A 16,216-nucleotide genomic window follows, 5' to 3' on the forward strand; every position below is an offset into this window, starting at 1 on the left:
CGGGGTCCGCGCCCGATTCGCGACCGCGCGTCCCGGCGGACATGATGGATCGGTGGTGGACCCCGGGCTGTACCTCGCGTTCCTGCTCGCCGCCGTGGCGCTGTGCGCGACGCCCGGACCCGACGTGCTGTTCGTCGTCGCGGTCGGCGGGCGGGGCGGTCCGGTCACCGGGCTGCTCGCCGCCCTGGGGGTGGCGACCGGCGCGCTGGTGCACGTGGTCGCGGCGATGCTGGGGCTGTCCGCGCTGTTCGCGTCCCTGCCGACGCTGTACCACGTGCTGCGCTGGGTCGGTGCGGCGTACCTGCTGTACCTGGCGGTGAAGGCGTTCCGCGACCGCACGCCGCTCGGCGGCGGCGGCGGCGGCGAGGTCGGGCGCACCAGCCGGTGGCGGGCCTACGGGCAGGGCGCGGTGACGAACCTGCTCAACCCCAAGGTGATCCTGTTCAACATCGCGTTCCTGCCCCAGTTCGTCCGCCCCGAGGGCGACGTCCCGCTGCAGTTCCTGGTGCTCGGCCTGACCCTGGTGCTGGTCGGCCTGGCCGTCGACGCCACCGTCGGCCTGCTGGCCGGCCGCCTCGGCGCGGCGCTGCGCCGCAGCGCCCGGGTGGCGCGCGGGCTGAGCGTGTTCAGCGGCGCGGTGTTCGCCGGCCTGGCCGTGCGCCTGGTCGCGTCCCCGGACTAGCGGCGCTCACCACCGGATGTCGCTCAACGCGGCCAGCGGCGCGCGGTCGTCCAGCGACACCGGCAGCACCAGCGTGTCGGCCGCCGCCAACGCCGCCGGGAACGTGAAGCCGCACCGCTGCTCCACCTCGGCCAGCGCCACCTGGAACACCCGGAACTCGTCCAGTTCCAGCGACTCCAGGTGGTTCAGGTCCTGGGTCAGCACGAACGCCCGCGCCGTCAGCGCGCCGCCCGACACGAACGCGATCACCTTCCAGTACTCGCGCGGCAGCGCCACGCCCCGGAACACCCGGTCGTCCGGCCGGAACACCGGGCCACCGTAGACGCTCACCCGCAGGTCGTCCACGTCCGCGTCGGCCATGACGGCGTCCTCCAGCCGCCCCCACAGCCCCTGCCGCGCGCTCTGGTTGAAGTCGTCCATCTGCGGCGTGATGTTGGTGAAGTAGAACGAGTCCACGTTGGCCTTCTCGGCCACCGCCTTCGGCCCCCACAGCAGGTCAGCGCGGCGCGCCAGGTGGCCGCGGTCGAGCCGGTTGCCCCGGTACAGCTCGTCGCCGACCTGGAACTCCGCCGGCAGTCGCGGGTCGAGCACGAACGGGATGCCGGCGCGGTCGATCGACCGCAGCCCGCCGCCGTCGATGTTCCACGCCACCCAGAACGCGAACCGCCGGGACTTGCTCTGCGCCAGCGAGAAGTGCGTGTAGTCGATCACCGGGGAGCCGTTCAGCTCGACCGCGTCGGCCCGCGCCGCGTCGCCCAGCACCGGGACGCCCGCAGGCGTGCCGAGGAAGTCCTCGTCGAACCCGACCGCGACCGCCTCGACCCGCGCCGGGGGCCGCAGCGCCACGCCCAGCTTCTCGAACACCGAGCCGGGCAGGCACGCCAGCGCGTGCTCGTCCGCACTGGCGCCCGCCTCGCCCGCGAAGTGCAGGCCCGCCAGGGTCCGGCCGACCCGGCCGTTCGACGCCTTGAACACCCACGCCGCGCCGGAGTCGCCACCCGTGCTGATCTCGCCGCCGGGCGCGGGGCGCGCGGGGTCCGGCCCGATCTCGAAGCAGCCGATCTGCCGCTGCCCGACGCCGGGGCCGTAGTCGATCTTCACGAGGGTGTCGACGCGCCGGACCACGCCGTGCGTCACGCCGGTCGTCCGGCCGCTCTTGACCACCTTGTCGCCCAGTTCCGGCTCGCCGAGCTGGTCCGGGGTCACGCCCAGGTCGAGGACCGCCGCCTCGAACGCCCGGTCCTCGATGGTGGCGATGGCGCAGTCGCCCGCCGCGCCCAGGTGCGAGCGGACGAGCCGGCCGAGCCGGTTGCGGTCGGTGCGGTTGTCGTCGTGCACGCCGGGCTGCACCACGTCGTCGCCCAGCGCGCCGGTCGGCCCGTGCAGGACGTGCCAGTTGCTCAGCGCGTACGGGGTGCCGTCGACCCGGTCGTACACGACGCAGCCGAACGTGCCCGCGGACACCCGCACGTGGCCGACGCTGACGCCCGGCACGACGGGGTCGACGCGCGTCTTGCGCACGTCACCGGCCGTCTCCTCCACCACCCGGAAGTCGACGCGGTAGTCGCGCTGCAGCACGTCGGTGGGCACGGCGACGCCGTCCACCTCGATCGCCTCCGGCAGCGGCGCGGTGCCGAGCGCGCGCAACGCCTCCGGCTCGGCCTTCTGCCGGACGGTGAACTGGATGGCGACCTCGTTCGTCGGCCTGCCGTCGACGACCTTGTGGCCGATGCCGATCGAGGAGACGTTCGGGTCGCGCAGGTAGTCGGCGCCCCTGGTCCGCACGAACCGCCGCAACGACGCCTGCAGACCGTTCTTCTTCTTGACCATGAGCGCCAACCCCCTGTGTGCGCACGTCGGTGGCCTTGCTGTCGCGTTCCCCGATCAGGCGTTAGCCCTTGACACTTCCGTTCACCCGTTCGGCGCAATGTTCGGCCACCGAATGCAGTCTCCACCGCTGAGACGGCTGAAAGTTGACCACCGGGCGACTGATCGTTGAACTCTGATCGGCCCTGTCGCGGCAGGCCGCGGTCGTGCTGTGGTTCAAGTCCCTGCACAACTTGGAGGAAGCCGTGAAGATCGGACGAGTGGCGGTGACGGCCGGACTGCTGGCCGGACTGGTCACCGGGATGGCGGGCACGCCCGCGCAAGCCGCTCCGGTGCTGCACCAAGGACATCCGGACGCCGTGGCGGGCAGTTACATCGTGGTGTTGAAGCGGCACGAGGACCTGGCCTCGGCCCGGTCCGCCACGCCGGGCGTGACGTTCACCTACCGGACGGCGCTGCCCGGGTTCGCGGTGCGGGCGAACGAGGCTCAGGCCCGCCGGCTCGCCGCCGACCCGCGCGTCGCCTACGTCGCGCAGGACGTGCGGGTGCGGTTGAGCGGCCTCGGCGTGCAGCCGAACCCGCCATCGTGGGGCCTGGACCGGATCGACCAGCGCTTCCTGCCGCTGGACAAGAACTACGTGCACCCGAACACGGCGTCCGACGTGCGGGCGTACGTCTTCGGCACCGGCATCCGGTACAGCCACCAGGAGTTCGACGGCGCGGCCGTGCCCGGCCTGGACACCGTCGGCGGCGTCGTCCCGCCCGGCAACGACTGCAACGGCCACGGCACGCACATGGCGGGCACCGTCGGCGGTCGGACCACCGGGGTGGCGAAGGACGTGACGCTGGTGTCCGTGCGGGTGTTGAACTGCCAGGGCTCGGGGACGTACTCGCAGATCATCGCGGGCATCGACTGGGTGACCCGGGACGCGGCGGCGAGCGGGCGCAAGGCGGTCGCGCTGATGACCGTCGGCGGGGGGATGAACCAGCCGTTCAACGACGCGATCACCAGGTCGATCCAGGCGGACGTGCACTACTCGGTGGTGTCGGGCAGCTCGAACGCGGACGCGTGCGGCTACTCCCCCGGCAGCACGCCGCTGGCCACCACGGTCGGCGCGACGGACGCCAACGACGCGAAGGCGAGCTTCTCCAACTACGGCCCGTGCATCGACGTGTGGGCCCCGGGCGTGAACATCACCTCGGCGTGGGGCACGTCGGACACCGCGTACTCGACCATCAGCGGCTCCACGGCGTCCGCGCACGTCGCGGGCGTGGCGGCGTTGTGGCGGCACCGGTTCCCGGGCGACTCGGCGGTGGCGGTGGGCGAGGCGCTGAAGGCCAACGCCACTCCCGGCGTGGTGGTGAACCCGGGCGCCGGTTCGCCGAACCTGCTGCTGTACATGGGGATGATCCCGGTCTGATCAGCGGAGCCCGCGGTCGCGGGCGCAGCCGGCGGCCTGCGTGCGGTCGCGCAGGCCTAGCCGGGTGAGGATGCGGGAGACGTGGTTCTTCACGGTGCCCTCGCTGACGTGCAGGCGTCGGGCGATCTCCCGGTTTGGTGGCGCCTTCACCAACCGGACCGCCGCGGCCGGGTCGAACTGCACCACGCCGGAGTGCGCGAGCCGGACGGCCGCGGCCGGCTCGACCGCGGGAGGTCGGATGAGAGGCGGCCGAGCGTGGAGCGCTCCAAGAGCGCGGGCGGTTGAGCGCTGGGCGAGCAGGGGTGAGCGGGCAGGGGTGGACACGCGTGGGCGGCACGTGCCGGATGGCACGGGCGGGATCAGTGATCGGGGTGTCGCCCGCGTTGGCGGCGCCCTGCTCACCGCCCTCCACCTCACCCAGCCGCGCACGGTCCTCGGCGATGTCGGGTACGTCGCGAACTTCGTCGGCCTCGGGTTGTCCGGGGCGGCGGCGTATGCGTTGAACGTCGTGCTGTTCCACCTCGGCAACCCGCCGCCCGCCTGCCGGACATGCCGCTGACCAGCGCGCTGCACGTGGTGGTCGGCGGCACGCCGGTCCGGCCCGCCCAATCGGTCTACCTGGTGGCGATGCGGCCGGCGGCGAGCAGGAGCAGCGCGATCAGCACGAGCGCCGCGTAGGGCACGGCCACGCGAGGTCGGCCCCGGGTGCCCGCCCAGGTCAGCACGACCGCTCCCGCCCACACCAGCGCGGTCCCGCCCGCGGCCACGACCATCGGGGCCCGGCCGAACGAGCAGACGCCCCGCACGGAGTAGTCGCAGCTCGCCGTCGGGGTGAACGCCATCAGCCCGTACACCAACGCGATCGGCGCGCACACGCACAGCAGCACCGTGCCGACCACGGCCACACCCCTCATGGACCCGCACGGTACCACCCACGCGGGTCCACAAAGGACTCAAGGCGTCCAGGGCGCGGCCACGGCCCAGCTCACGTCCGCGTCGGACGACGTCGGGCTGTCGTAGGCGTGCGCATCGCCGTTCACCGCCACCCCCACCTCCTCCGCGTGCGGGTACTCGGGCAGCGCGTTGGTCGGTGACACCTGGCTCGTCCACGGTGTGGTGAGCGGCGCGGGTTCGGGCTGCCGCACGGCGGCGGACGCGGTGCTCGGCAGCGCGACGACGAGGGTGCTCAGGACCAGCAGTCGGGCCAGGCCGGACATCAGCTTGCGCATGGTGGCTCCACGATCGGCAGGGAGGCACGGGGACGTGGGTGCTCGTGGCGTGCTCGTGCTGTAAGCGCTCGTGACCTGGGTCACTTCCACTCTTACATCGTTGGAACAACGTTGTAAAGGAGTACCGGGCCGGCTACGATCCCGGTCGTTACCGAGAATTGCCGTGCCAGGAACCGCGCAGGACCGCGCAGAACCCCGTAGAGCCCCCGGAGGACCCGCTTTGGCCACGCTCAAGGACGTCGCCGCGCTGGCCGGCGTGTCGGTGAAGACGGTGTCGAACGTGGTCAACGGCTACGCGTTCGTGAAGCCGGAGAACCGCCGCCGGGTGGAGGAGGCGCTGGTCAGCACCGGTTACCGGCCGAACCTGGGCGCGCGGAACCTGCGTCGCGGCCGGACCGGGTTCATCGGGCTGGTGCTGCCCGAGCTGGTGGTGCCGTACTTCGCGGAGCTGGCCGGGCTGGTGCTCGGCGCGGCCCAGGAGGACGAGTGGAACGTGCTGATCGAGCAGACCCTGGGCACCCGCGAGGGTGAGCGGGACACGCTGGCGTCGCTCGGCCCGCACATGATCGACGGCGCGATCGTGAGCCCGGAGGCGTTGCAGGCGCGGGACTTCGGCGAGCTGGCGCCGGGCATCCCGGTGGTGATGCTCGGCGAGCACTCGGTCGACCTGCCGATGGACCACGTCGGCATCGACAACGTGGAGGCGGCGCGGGCGGCCGTGGCGCACCTGGTGGGCCTGGGCCGGACCAGGATCGCGGCGATCGGGGCGCACCCGCACCGCGGCACGGCGGCGCAGCGGTTGGCGGGTTACCGGCTGGCGCTGGCGGAGGCGGGGCTGCCGGTGCGCGACGAGCTGGTGGCCACGGCGTTGAACTACCACCGGCGGGACGGCGCGGAGGCGATGGCGCGGCTGCTGGCCGCCGCCGAGCCGCCGGACGCGGTGTTCTGCTTCAACGACCTGCTGGCCGTCGGCGCGGTGCGGGCGGCAGCGGAGCGCGGGGTGCGGGTGCCCGCGGACGTGGCGGTCGTGGGGTTCGACAACACCGAGGAAGGCGCTTACAGCCTGCCGTCGCTGACGTCCGTCGCGCCGGACAAGGCCGCGATCGCGCGGGCCGCGGTGGGCCTGCTGCGGCGGCGGGTGGAGGAGCCGGAACGGCCGCCGCAGCACGTGCGGACGCCGTTCTCGCTGGAGGTCCGGGAGAGCACCGGGGGCGGGCGTGACGCGTGACGGTGTGTTCGAGGCGCCGGGCCGGATCAACCTGATCGGCGAGCACACCGACTACAACGACGGCTTCGTGCTGCCCATCGCGTTGCCGCACGTCGTGCGGGTGACCGCGGCGCGGCGGGACGACGGCGTGCTGCGGGTGGCGTCGCGGCAGGCGCACGGCGTGGCCGAGCTGCGGGTGGCGGACCTCGCGCCGGGCGTGGTGGGCGGTTGGGCGGCGTACGTGGTGGGTGTGGTGTGGGCGTTGCGCGAGGCGGGGCACCCGATCGGCGGGTTCGGGCTGCTGGTGGACGGCAAGGTGCCGCTGGGAGCGGGGTTGTCGTCGTCGGCGGCGTTGGGGAGCGCGGTGGCGCTGGCGGTGACGGAGCTGTCCGGTGTCGCGCTGGACCGGGGCGAGCTGGCGCGGATCGCGCAGCGGGCGGAGAACGACTTCGTCGGGATGCCGTGCGGGATCATGGACCAGTCGGCGTCCCTGCTGGCGCGCGAGCGGCACGCGTTGCTGCTGGACACGCGCACGTCGGCGACCGAGCACCTCCCGTTCGACCTGGCGCCGCTGGGGTTGGCGCTGCTGGTGGTGGACACGAAGGCGCCGCACCGGCTGGTCGACGGCGAGTACGCGGCGCGGCGGGCCGACTGCCACCGGGCGGCGCGGCTGCTGGGCGTGCCCGCGCTGCGCGACCTGGACAACCCGGAGCAGGACCTGCCGGACCGGTTGGCCAGGCGGGTGCGGCACGTGGTGGCGGAGAACCGGCGGGTGCTGGCGGTCGCGGAGCTGCTGCGCGCGGGCCGGGTGCGCGGGATCGGGCCGTTGCTGACCGGGTCGCACGCGTCGCTGCGGGACGACTACGAGGTGACCGTGCCGGAGCTGGACGTGGCGGTGGACGCGGTGCTGGCGGCCGGCGCGCTGGGCGCGCGGATGACCGGCGGCGGTTTCGGCGGCTGCGTGATCGCGCTGGTGGAGGAGGCCGGCGCGGACGCCTGCGCGGCGGCCGTGCGGGCCGCGTTCGCCGAGCGCGGTTTCGCCGCGCCGGACTGCTGGACCGCCACCGCGGCGGCGGGCGCGCGGCGGGTGGACCGCGCCGGGTAGCACCGGGGCGGCGCCGGCACGGCGCTTCGGGGTTCCACCGGCTGTACACGTCGGGGATGGCCGTTGATCACCTTCGCGGTGTACGCAAGTACGGGAACGCTTTCTTCCCGGCCCTGCACCGAAGGAGAGCCGATGTCCCCCCTGACCCGGCGAGCGCTCATCGCCGGCGGCATCGCGAGCGCCGGCGCGACGGTCCTCGCGCCCACCACCGCGAACGCCCTCCCCTACCCGTTCACGCTGGGCGTCGCCTCGGGCGAGCCCGCCGCGGACGGCTTCGTCATCTGGACGCGCCTCGCGCCCAGCCCGCTCGACACCGACGGCCTCGGCGGCATGGGCGGCGCCTCGGTCGCGGTGGAGTGGCAGGTCGCGACCGACCAGCGGTTCACCCAGGTCGCGCGCGGCGGCACGGTGACCGCGACCCAGTCGTGGGCGCACAGCGCGCACGTCGAGGTGACCGGCCTCCAGCCCGGCCGCGAGTACTTCTACCGGTTCCGCGCCGCCGGGCACATCTCGCCGGTCGGCCGCGGCGTCACCGCGCCCGCGGTGGGCACCAGCCCGGCGCTGACCATGCTGTTCGCCTCCTGCGCGCACTACGAGGAGGGCTACTTCACCGCGTACCGGCGGATGGCCGAGGAGAACCCGGACCTCGTCCTGCACCTGGGCGACTACATCTACGAGGGTGCGGCGACCACCACGAAGGTGCGCAAGTTCGCGCCGGGCGCGGAGATCGCGGGCCTGGCCGACTACCGGGTGCGGCACGCGCAGTACAAGGCGGACGTCGACCTCCAGGCCGCGCACGCCGCCGCGCCGTGGCTGGTGGTGTGGGACGACCACGAGGTGGAGAACAACTACGCGAACCTCGTGCGCGCCAACACCTCCCCCGCCGGTGACTTCAGGGCGCGCCGCGCGGCGGCGTACAAGGCGTACTACGAGCACATGCCGTTGCGCGCCGCGCAGGCGCCGGTGGCGGAGAACATGCAGCTGTACCGGCGGGTCCGCTGGGGCAGCCTGGCCACGTTCCACCTGCTCGACACCCGCCAGTACCGCGACGACCAGGCGTGCGGCGACGGCACGAAGGTGTGCCCGGAGGCCGACGCGCCGGGCCGCACGCTGATCGGCGCGACCCAGGAGGCGTGGCTGCTCGACGGGATGCGGCAGAAGCTCGGCGCCTGGGACTTCCTCGGCCAGCAGGTGTTCTTCGCGCAGAAGCTGGCCTCGGCCGACGGCGCGAAGTCGATGGACTCGTGGGACGGCTACAGCGCCAACCGCGGCCGGTTGCAGCGCGGCTGGGACGCGGCCGGGCTGCGCAACACCGTGGTGCTGACCGGCGACGTGCACCGGTCGTGGGCCGCGAACCTGATGAACGACTACCGCGCGCAGGACCGGGTCGTCGGCACCGAGCTGGTGACCACGTCGGTGACCTCCGGCGGTGACGGCAACGCCGCCGACAACGGCGTGTCCAGCCTCAACCCGCACGTGAAGTTCTACAAGAACCTGCGCGGGTACGTCCGCACCGTGACGTCGCCCGGACAGGTGAACGTCGACTTCCGCTTCGTGGACCGGGTCACCGCGCGCGACTACCCGGTCCGGACCTTGCAGAGCTACGTCGTCCAAGCGGGCAACCCGGGATTGCAGGCGCCGTGAAGAAGCTGATGACCACGTTGGCGGCGCTCGTGCTGATGGGCGCCGGAACCGCTTCGGCGGCGGTCGGGTGGACCGCCGCGAACAGCACCGCCACCGGCGACCAGGACAACGCCGCCGTGGCCGCGGTCCGCAACGGCTGGACCGCCGTGGTGTGGGAGGACGACCGGGACGACGCCACGCCCGCGGACGACGCGCGCAGCGACGTGTGGGTGCGGCTGTTCCGGGACGGGGTGTCGCGGTACGAGAAGAAGCTGTCGACCGGCGGCAGCGGGAACTGGCGGCACGTGCAGCCCGACGTCGCCGTGCACGACGACGGCAGCGCCGTGGTCGTGTGGGCCGACGACGGCGACGGCAACGGCTACTACAACATCCAGGTGCGGGTGCTGGACACCGGCGGCGGGGTGACCGGGTCGGCGCGGGCCAACGCGAGCGCCGACGGGCAGCAGGTGCGGCCGGCGGTGGCGGCGGATCCGGACACCGCCGGGTTCGCGGTGGCGTGGGAGGACGTTCGGACGTCGGCCGAGCCGACCGTGCGCGTCGCCGGGTTCGCCTCCGCGACGTCGAAGACGTACGAGGCCCAGGTGCACGGGACCGGCGGCACGCACCGGCGGCCGGACGTGGCGATGGGCGCGGCCGGCAACGCGATCGTGGTGTGGGAGGAGGACGGCGACGGCAACGGGTACTTCAACGTCGGCCGCAAGATCCTCACGCCCACTGGTGGGGTGAAACTCGCCCAGGGCGTGGCGAACGCCAGTGGTGACGGTCAGCAACGACAACCGGTCGTGGCGGCGAACTTCAACGGTGACCACGTGGTCGGGTGGGAGACCGACCACACCGGTGCGGCGCAGGTGGGCGTCCGCTCGTTCGCCGCGACCGGCGCCGCGCGGACGGCGGCCGACGCGGTGGTGGCCGGGGTGGACCCGCAGGTCGGTGTCGACGACCAGCTGAACGTCGTGGTGACGTCGGTCGAGGCGCAGGACGTGGTGACGCAGGGGATGAACCCGGACGGCACGGTCGCGGGCCGGTTCGCGCGGCAGGCGACGGTGTCCACCGCGACGGGCAGGCAGGACGAGCCCGCGCTGGGCGTCGACGCGTGGGGGCGGATCACCGTGGTCTACACCGACGACAACGACGGCAACGGGTTCGACCAGGTCTACCTGGGCACGGGGATGGTCAACAGCACCTGGTGAGCCGAGGCCCGCGGCCCGGGTGGGCCGCGGGCCTCAGTGGTCGGCCTCGAACTGCTTGGCCAGCCGCTTCGGCGCGCGGCACAGCCACGCCTCGGTCAGCAGCTCCTCCAGCTCGTCCAGGGGGATCTCGGCCAGCCGCACCAGGACCGCCGGGTAGCCGTCGAGGTGCGGGACGGTGAAGTAGGTGGCCGGGTCGTCGGCGAGCAGCGCCTCCTTCGCGCCCAGGTCCGGGACCCTCGCCGCGAGCACCGGGCCGTCCGGCGCGGTCGGGCCGAGCGCTTCCCGGTCGCCCTCGCGCAGCGGGCGGTCCCAGGCGAACGCCTTGTCCCGCACCCGCCACGCCGGTCTGCCGTCGTAGGAGGGGTGTTCGCCGACCTCGGGCAGCGCGGTGGCGAGGCGGTGGACGTCGTCCCAGGTGGCCATGACGCCGACGGTAGCCGAGGGGTACGACAATTCCGCCGGTCGTTGGCTCAGCCAACAGTCATGGCATACTGTTGGCTGAGCCAACATTGGTCAGACCAACGGAATAGTCGTGGTCCAGCCCTTCACCCTCGACGTCCCCCAAGCCGACCTGGACGACCTGGCCGACCACTGGGCGCACGCCTACGACTGGCGGCGGCACGAGGCCGAGCTGAACGCGTTGCCGCAGTTCACCACCGAGATCGACGGCCGGCGCGTGCACTTCCCCCACGTCCGCTCCGCCAACCCCGACGCGCTGCCCCTCGTCCTCGTGCACGGCCGGCCGGGCTCGGTGATCGAGTTCCTGGACCTCCTCGAACCCCTGTCCCCCGACTTCCACCTGGTCATCCCGTCGATCCCCGGCTTCGACCTGTCCGGCCCCACCACCGAGCGCGGTTGGGACGTCCACCGCGTCGCACGGGCCTTCACCGAGCTGATGCGCCGGCTGGGCCACAACCGGCACGGCACGCAGGGCGGCGACTGGGGCTCCGGCATCGCCCAGGCGATGGCCGCCGCCGCGCCCGACCACGTCGTCGCCGCGCACGTCGACTTCCTGCCCACGAAACCGGTCGACGGCGTCGCGCTGTCCGAAGAGGACGAGCGCCGACTCGACCGGATCAAGGCCAGGATGCGCGACCGACCCGGGTACCGGGTGCTGCAGGCCACCCGACCGCAGACGATCTCCTACGCGCTCACCGACTCGCCGGTCGGGCAGCCGGCCTGGATCGCCGAGAAGTTCAGCGGGTGGACCGACCCGGACTCCGCCATCGGCGTGGACCGGCTGCTGACCGACGTGATGCTGTACTGGCTGACCGGGACGGCGGGCTCGTCGGCCCGGCTCACCCGCGAGACCGGCACCACCACCGCGGGCTGCTCCGCGCCGCTCGGCGTCGCCGTGTTCGCGCACGACATCGTGCTGCCGGTGCGCCCGCTGGCCGAGGACATCCGCCGCTTCTTCGCCGGCCGCTCGTGAGACCGGCACGCATGAGACCGGCAAGAGTGGCGCCCGCCTACACGACGAGGGAGACACCGGTCGCCGTGACCACCACGGCCACCGCCGCGTCCAGCACTCGCCACGCCGAGGGCCGGGTGAACGCCCCCGACAGCCACCGCGCGCCGAACCCGAGCGCGCTGAACCACAGCACGCTGCTCGCGATCGCACCCGCGCCGAACCACCAGCGGTCGGCGCCGAAGCCGGTGGACGTGGCGCCCAGCAGCAGCACGGTGTCCAGGTACACGTGCGGGTTGAGCCAGGTCAGCGCCAGGCACGTGACGACCGCCGCACCGGCCGCCGCACCGCTCAGGTCCAGCGCGGCCGGGCGCAGGACGCGTCGCGCGGCCAGCACGCCGTACCCCACCAGGAACGCCGCGCCGACCCACCGCACCGCCGTCAACGCGGACGGCCACGCGACGAGCGCCGCGCCCACTCCCCCGACGCCCAGCGCGATCAGCAGCGCGTCCGACCCGGCGCAGATGGCGACGATCGTGGGCACCCGTTGGCGCAGGACGCCCTGGCGCAGCACCAAGGCGTTCTGCGCGCCGATCACGACGATGAGGGACAGTCCGGTGCCGAGGCCCGCCAGCAGTGCGTACATCACGCCGTCGACGGTAGGAAGCCACCTGCCGTAAGACCAGCTACCTTTTCTTACCTATCATTAGCTCCCATGATGCTGGACCCGGAGTGCGTGCGCACGCTGCTGGCCGTTGTGGACGAAGGCACGTTCGACGCGGCCGCCAAGGCGCTGCACGTCACGCCGTCGGCCGTCAGCCAGCGGATCAAGCTGCTGGAGCAGCGCACCGGCCGGGTCCTGCTGGTCCGCTCGAAGCCCGCGAGGCTGACCGACTCGGGCGCGGTGATCGCCCGCTACGGGCGGCAGCAGGCGCTGCTCGACCGGGACGCCCGGGAAGCCCTAGGCCTGGTCGAGGACCCCACGCCGATCCCGGTCGCGGTCAACGCCGACTCGCTGGGCACGTGGTTCCGGCGGGTGGTCCGGGAACTGGCGGGCGACGAGGGCCTGGTCCTGACCGTGCGGCGGGACGACCAGGACCACACCGCCGAACTGCTGCGCCAGGGCCTCGTCGTCGGCGCGGTCACCTCGTCGCCGCGCCCGGTGCAGGGGTGCGCCGTCCGTCCACTCGGGAGCATCCGCTACCACGCCGTGGCCACCAGGCGGTTCGTCCGGCGGTGGCTGGCCGACGGGCAGCCGCTGCACGACGCGCCGGTGATCGTGTTCGACGAGAAGGACGACCTCCAGGACCGGTTCTGCCGCGAGCTGTCCGGCCGCAACGCCTCCGCGCACCGGCACCACCTGCCCGACGGGCACGTGTTCGAGGACGCCGTGGTGGCGGGCGCGGGGTGGGCGCTGCTGACCGAGCACCAGATCGCCGCGCACCGCAGGCTCGCGCACCTGGCGCCCGACCGGCCGGTGGACGTGCTGCTGCACTGGCAGCAGTGGAAGCTCGACTCCCCGCCCCTGGCCCGCGTCGCGGACGCGGTGTTCCGCGCGGCGGCAGCGGAACTGCACTGACCCGATCACCCTTATTTCTGTCTACACTGAAGTTATAGAGGTAGATATCGCTCACGGTCCTTCCCGGGATGTCCACCCGGACACCGCCGGCCCAACGGCGTTCGGCCGCGCAGCGGGTTCCTGACCTGGCCCGCCGGTGGGAGAATCCGACCTGACAACGTTGTCAGACCTCCTCACCCCTGCCGGAGGTTCACCGATGCGTCTCCGCGCCACCGCCCTCGCCGCCCTGACCCTCGCCGCGCTCGCCGTCGCCCTGCCGACCGGCGCGGCGCAGGCGATCACCGACCCCGCCCAGCACGTCAACCCGTTCGTCGGCACCAAGCCCGGCGGCCCCGACTTCGGGCACGGCGGCGGGGCGGGCAACACCTTCCCCGGCGCCGTGGCGCCGTTCGGGATGCTCCAGTGGAGCCCCGACACGGTGACCCACCAGCACGGCGGCTACCACTACGACGACAACCGCATCCGCGGCTTCAGCCTCACGCACCTCTCGGGACCGGGGTGCAGCGACTTCGGCAACGTGCCGTTCATGCCTTCCCTCGGCACGACCCCCGCCGCCCACTCGACCTTCTCCCACGCCAACGAGCAGGCGTCCCCCGGCTACTACTCGGTCCGCTTCGACAACGGCATCCGCACCGAGCTGACCGCGAACCAGCGCTCCGGCGTCGCCCGCTTCACCTACCCCGCCGGTCAACGCGCCTCGCTCACCGTCGACGCCGCCCGCGCCTTCAACGCCGCCAGTGGATCGGTCACCATCGGCTCGAACAGCCTCTCCGGCTACACCGACAGCGGCGGGTTCTGCGGCGCGGGCAACCGGTACCGGCTGCACTTCCACGTCGCCTTCGACCAGCCGTTCGCCTCCACCGCGACCATCGCGGGCGGTCAGGTCGCGCCGGACGACCGGGCGGTCGAGGGCAGCAGCCAGGGCGTCGTCCCGGCCTCGCCCAAGACCGCGGGCACCCAGAACCTGCCCGCGACGACGGCCACCGAGGACGTGCGGCCGTTCGCCGCGTCGGCGTTCGTCTCCTTCAACGCCACCACCGTCACCGCGCGGGTCGGCATCTCGTTCGTCAGCCTCGACAACGCGAGGGCCAACCTGGCCGCCGAGACCGGCACGCGGTCGTTCGACGAGGTCCGCACCGCCGCCCGCGCCGCCTGGAACGGCTGGCTGGGCCGGATCGACGTCACCGGCGGCACGACCACCCAGCTGCGCACGCTCTACACGTCGCTGTACCACTCCCTGCTGCACCCGAACGTGTTCAGCGACGTCAACGGGCAGTACACGGGCTTCGACCGGCAGACCCACTCGACCACGAGGACCCAGTACGCGAACTTCTCCGGTTGGGACGTCTACCGCTCCCAGATAGCGCTGGTCGCCCTGCTCGGACCGCGCGAGGCGGCCGACATCGCGCAGTCCGCGGTGAACCAGGCCGCCCAGGGCGGCTACTTCGACCGGTGGACGGTCGCCAACGGCGGCACGGGCGTGATGAACGGCGACCCGATGCCGATCATCGTGGCCACCGCGCACGCGTTCGGCGGCACGGACTTCGACACCGCCGACGCGCTGCGCCGGATGGTCGCCGGGGTGAACGACATCCGCCAGCGGCCGGGGTGGTTGCAGTACAACGACTACGGCTACGTGCCCACCGGCCTCGGCGACGTGTGGGGCTCGGCGGCGACCACCCTGGAGTACGCGAGCGCCGACTTCGCCATCTCCCAGTTCGCCGCGCGGCTGAACGACACCGCCGCCGCGGAGAACTTCCTGCGCCGCGCCCAGAACTGGCGCAACCTGTTCAACTCGGGCGGCAAGTACCTCCAGCCGCGCAACACCGACCTGAGCTGGCCGGGGTTCAGCCCGACGCAGGAGAACGAGTACGTCGAGGGCAACGCCGCGCAGTACACGTGGATGGTGCCGCACAACCACCGCGGCCTGTTCGACGCGATGGGCGGCAACGCGGCCGTCACCGCCCGCCTGGACACGTTCTTCACCGAGCTGAACGCGGGGCCGAAGAAGCCCTACGCCTACCTCGGCAACGAGCCGACGCTGAACACGCCGTGGGCCTACGCCTACGCGGGCGCGCCGCACAGGACGCAGGACGTCGTGCGCCGGGCGTTGACGTCGATCTTCCTGCCGACGCCGGAGGGCCTGGTCGGCAACGACGACCTGGGCGAGATGTCGTCGTGGGCGGTGTGGGCGGCGCTCGGCCTGTACCCGCAGGCGCCCGGCCGGGCCGAGCTGGTGCTGGCCAGCCCGCAGTTCCCGACCACGGTGATCCGGCGCGGCAACGGCGTCACGATCACCCTCACCGCGCCGAACGCCTCGGACACGACGAAGTACGTCCAGTCGCTGCGGGTCAACGGCGTCGGGTCCGCCCGGCCGTGGCTGCCCGCGTCGTTCACCGCGCAGGGCGGCACGCTCGACTTCACCCTGGGCGCCTCGCCGTCCACGTGGGGTTCGGCGGCGGGCGACGCGCCGCCGTCGTTCGACGTGGGTCCCAACCCGGCGCGGGCGGGGGCCGTCGGCGGCCTGGCGGGCAAGTGCCTGGACGGCGACCCCGGCCCGAACGCCGACGGCGCGGCGGTGCGGCTGTGGGACTGCAACTCCTCCGCCGCGCAGCAGTGGACCGCCGCTCCGGACGGCACGCTGCGGGCGCTGGGCCGGTGCCTGGACGTCAGCGGGAGCAGCCGGGCCAACGGCGCGAAGGTCCAGCTGTGGACGTGCAACGGCACGGGCGCGCAGCAGTGGTGGCCCAAGGGCTCCACGCTGGTGAACGCGCCGTCCGGCAAGTGCCTGGACGTGCCGAACAGCAGCACCGCGAACGGCGTGCAGCTGCAGGTGTACGACTGCAACGGCACCGCCGCCCAGCAGTGGCGGCTGCCGTGACCGGCGCGCGCCGCCCGCCGACTGGTATTACTATACCGGATGG

15 protein-coding genes and 1 pseudogene are annotated in these 16,216 nt (G+C 73.1%); 10 read left to right on the top strand and 6 right to left on the bottom strand.

Annotated elements, in window-relative coordinates:
* Positions 1-52 precede the first annotated feature (52 nt).
* A complete protein-coding gene (locus AB0F89_RS32615; protein WP_367129555.1) occupies positions 53-682 on the top strand; it encodes a LysE family translocator in 630 nt (209 codons plus the stop codon).
* Between the two features lie 6 nt (positions 683-688).
* Here AB0F89_RS32615 and AB0F89_RS32620 read toward each other — a convergent pair whose 3' ends face one another.
* Entirely contained in the window at positions 689-2,512 is a 1,824-nt protein-coding gene (locus tag AB0F89_RS32620; RefSeq protein ID WP_367129557.1) for a DNA/RNA non-specific endonuclease, read from the bottom strand.
* Between the two features lie 242 nt (positions 2,513-2,754).
* On the opposite strand from AB0F89_RS32620, the gene AB0F89_RS32625 reads away from it, so the two are divergent.
* Positions 2,755-3,930, top strand: coding sequence for a S8 family peptidase (locus AB0F89_RS32625; protein ID WP_367129559.1), 1,176 nt, complete (start codon positions 2,755-2,757; stop codon positions 3,928-3,930).
* On the opposite strand, the pseudogene AB0F89_RS32630 reads toward AB0F89_RS32625, so the two are convergent.
* Positions 3,931-4,065, bottom strand: a pseudogene (locus AB0F89_RS32630) (response regulator transcription factor); the annotation flags it as partial. It abuts the gene before it with no gap.
* A gap of 181 nt (positions 4,066-4,246) precedes the next feature.
* Between AB0F89_RS32630 and AB0F89_RS32635 the strand changes: the two are divergent.
* Complete coding sequence (locus AB0F89_RS32635; protein WP_367129560.1) at positions 4,247-4,489, top strand: hypothetical protein; 243 nt, start codon at positions 4,247-4,249, stop codon at positions 4,487-4,489.
* A 55-nt stretch (positions 4,490-4,544) separates the two neighbouring features.
* On the opposite strand, the gene AB0F89_RS32640 is transcribed toward AB0F89_RS32635, so the two are convergent.
* Positions 4,545-4,844 (bottom strand): hypothetical protein, encoded by a 300-nt coding sequence (locus AB0F89_RS32640; RefSeq protein WP_367129562.1) that lies wholly within the window; start codon positions 4,842-4,844, stop codon positions 4,545-4,547.
* Positions 4,845-4,883: 39 nt separating this feature from the next.
* Entirely contained in the window at positions 4,884-5,159 is a 276-nt protein-coding gene (locus AB0F89_RS32645; protein WP_367129564.1) for a hypothetical protein, read from the bottom strand.
* A 220-nt stretch (positions 5,160-5,379) separates the two neighbouring features.
* On the opposite strand from AB0F89_RS32645, the gene AB0F89_RS32650 reads away from it, so the two are divergent.
* The 4 genes from AB0F89_RS32650 (at position 5,380) to AB0F89_RS32665 (ending at position 10,305) form a co-directional block, all read left to right on the top strand.
* Complete coding sequence (locus AB0F89_RS32650; protein ID WP_367129566.1) at positions 5,380-6,387, top strand: LacI family DNA-binding transcriptional regulator; 1,008 nt, start codon at positions 5,380-5,382, stop codon at positions 6,385-6,387.
* Entirely contained in the window at positions 6,377-7,471 is a 1,095-nt protein-coding gene (gene galK / locus AB0F89_RS32655) for a galactokinase (protein WP_367129568.1), read from the top strand. Before AB0F89_RS32650 ends, galK begins: the two co-directional genes overlap by 11 nt.
* A gap of 132 nt (positions 7,472-7,603) precedes the next feature.
* A complete protein-coding gene (locus tag AB0F89_RS32660; protein ID WP_367129570.1) occupies positions 7,604-9,115 on the top strand; it encodes an alkaline phosphatase in 1,512 nt (503 codons plus the stop codon).
* Positions 9,112-10,305: a hypothetical protein gene (locus AB0F89_RS32665; RefSeq protein WP_367129572.1), complete on the top strand. Its 1,194-nt coding sequence runs from the start codon at positions 9,112-9,114 to the stop codon at positions 10,303-10,305. The genes AB0F89_RS32660 and AB0F89_RS32665 overlap by 4 nt, the downstream gene beginning before the upstream one ends.
* Before the next feature lie 33 nt (positions 10,306-10,338).
* On the opposite strand, the gene AB0F89_RS32670 is transcribed toward AB0F89_RS32665, so the two are convergent.
* Entirely contained in the window at positions 10,339-10,728 is a 390-nt protein-coding gene (locus AB0F89_RS32670; RefSeq protein ID WP_367129574.1) for an MmcQ/YjbR family DNA-binding protein, read from the bottom strand.
* A 109-nt stretch (positions 10,729-10,837) separates the two neighbouring features.
* Here AB0F89_RS32670 and AB0F89_RS32675 point away from each other — a divergent pair, with 109 nt between their 5' ends.
* On the top strand, positions 10,838-11,737 hold the full coding sequence (locus AB0F89_RS32675) for an epoxide hydrolase (protein ID WP_367129576.1): 900 nt from the start codon (positions 10,838-10,840) through the stop codon (positions 11,735-11,737).
* A gap of 37 nt (positions 11,738-11,774) precedes the next feature.
* On the opposite strand, the gene AB0F89_RS32680 is transcribed toward AB0F89_RS32675, so the two are convergent.
* Positions 11,775-12,359: a LysE/ArgO family amino acid transporter gene (locus tag AB0F89_RS32680; RefSeq protein WP_367139087.1), complete on the bottom strand. Its 585-nt coding sequence runs from the start codon at positions 12,357-12,359 to the stop codon at positions 11,775-11,777.
* 69 nt (positions 12,360-12,428) lie between these two features.
* Here AB0F89_RS32680 and AB0F89_RS32685 point away from each other — a divergent pair, with 69 nt between their 5' ends.
* Positions 12,429-13,292, top strand: a complete 864-nt coding sequence (locus AB0F89_RS32685; RefSeq protein WP_367129578.1) for a LysR family transcriptional regulator ArgP — start codon at positions 12,429-12,431, stop codon at positions 13,290-13,292.
* A 196-nt stretch (positions 13,293-13,488) separates the two neighbouring features.
* Complete coding sequence (locus tag AB0F89_RS32690; protein ID WP_367129580.1) at positions 13,489-16,173, top strand: lectin; 2,685 nt, start codon at positions 13,489-13,491, stop codon at positions 16,171-16,173.
* The last annotated feature ends 43 nt before the right edge of the window (positions 16,174-16,216 follow it).

The sequence above is a fragment of the Saccharothrix sp. HUAS TT1 genome, assembly GCF_040744945.1.
Taxonomy (GTDB): domain Bacteria; phylum Actinomycetota; class Actinomycetes; order Mycobacteriales; family Pseudonocardiaceae; genus Actinosynnema.

Coding starts and splice junctions, on each gene's coding strand:
- AB0F89_RS32620 (WP_367129557.1), bottom strand. CDS start 2,512: ATGGTCAAGAAGAAGAACGGTCTGCAGGCGTCGTTGCGGCGGTTCGTG.
- AB0F89_RS32645 (WP_367129564.1), bottom strand. CDS start 5,159: ATGCGCAAGCTGATGTCCGGCCTGGCCCGACTGCTGGTCCTGAGCACC.
- AB0F89_RS32680 (WP_367139087.1), bottom strand. CDS start 12,359: ATGTACGCACTGCTGGCGGGCCTCGGCACCGGACTGTCCCTCATCGTC.
- AB0F89_RS32685 (WP_367129578.1), top strand. CDS start 12,429: ATGATGCTGGACCCGGAGTGCGTGCGCACGCTGCTGGCCGTTGTGGAC.
- AB0F89_RS32660 (WP_367129570.1), top strand. CDS start 7,604: ATGTCCCCCCTGACCCGGCGAGCGCTCATCGCCGGCGGCATCGCGAGC.
- AB0F89_RS32670 (WP_367129574.1), bottom strand. CDS start 10,728: ATGGCCACCTGGGACGACGTCCACCGCCTCGCCACCGCGCTGCCCGAG.
- AB0F89_RS32640 (WP_367129562.1), bottom strand. CDS start 4,844: ATGAGGGGTGTGGCCGTGGTCGGCACGGTGCTGCTGTGCGTGTGCGCG.
- AB0F89_RS32690 (WP_367129580.1), top strand. CDS start 13,489: ATGCGTCTCCGCGCCACCGCCCTCGCCGCCCTGACCCTCGCCGCGCTC.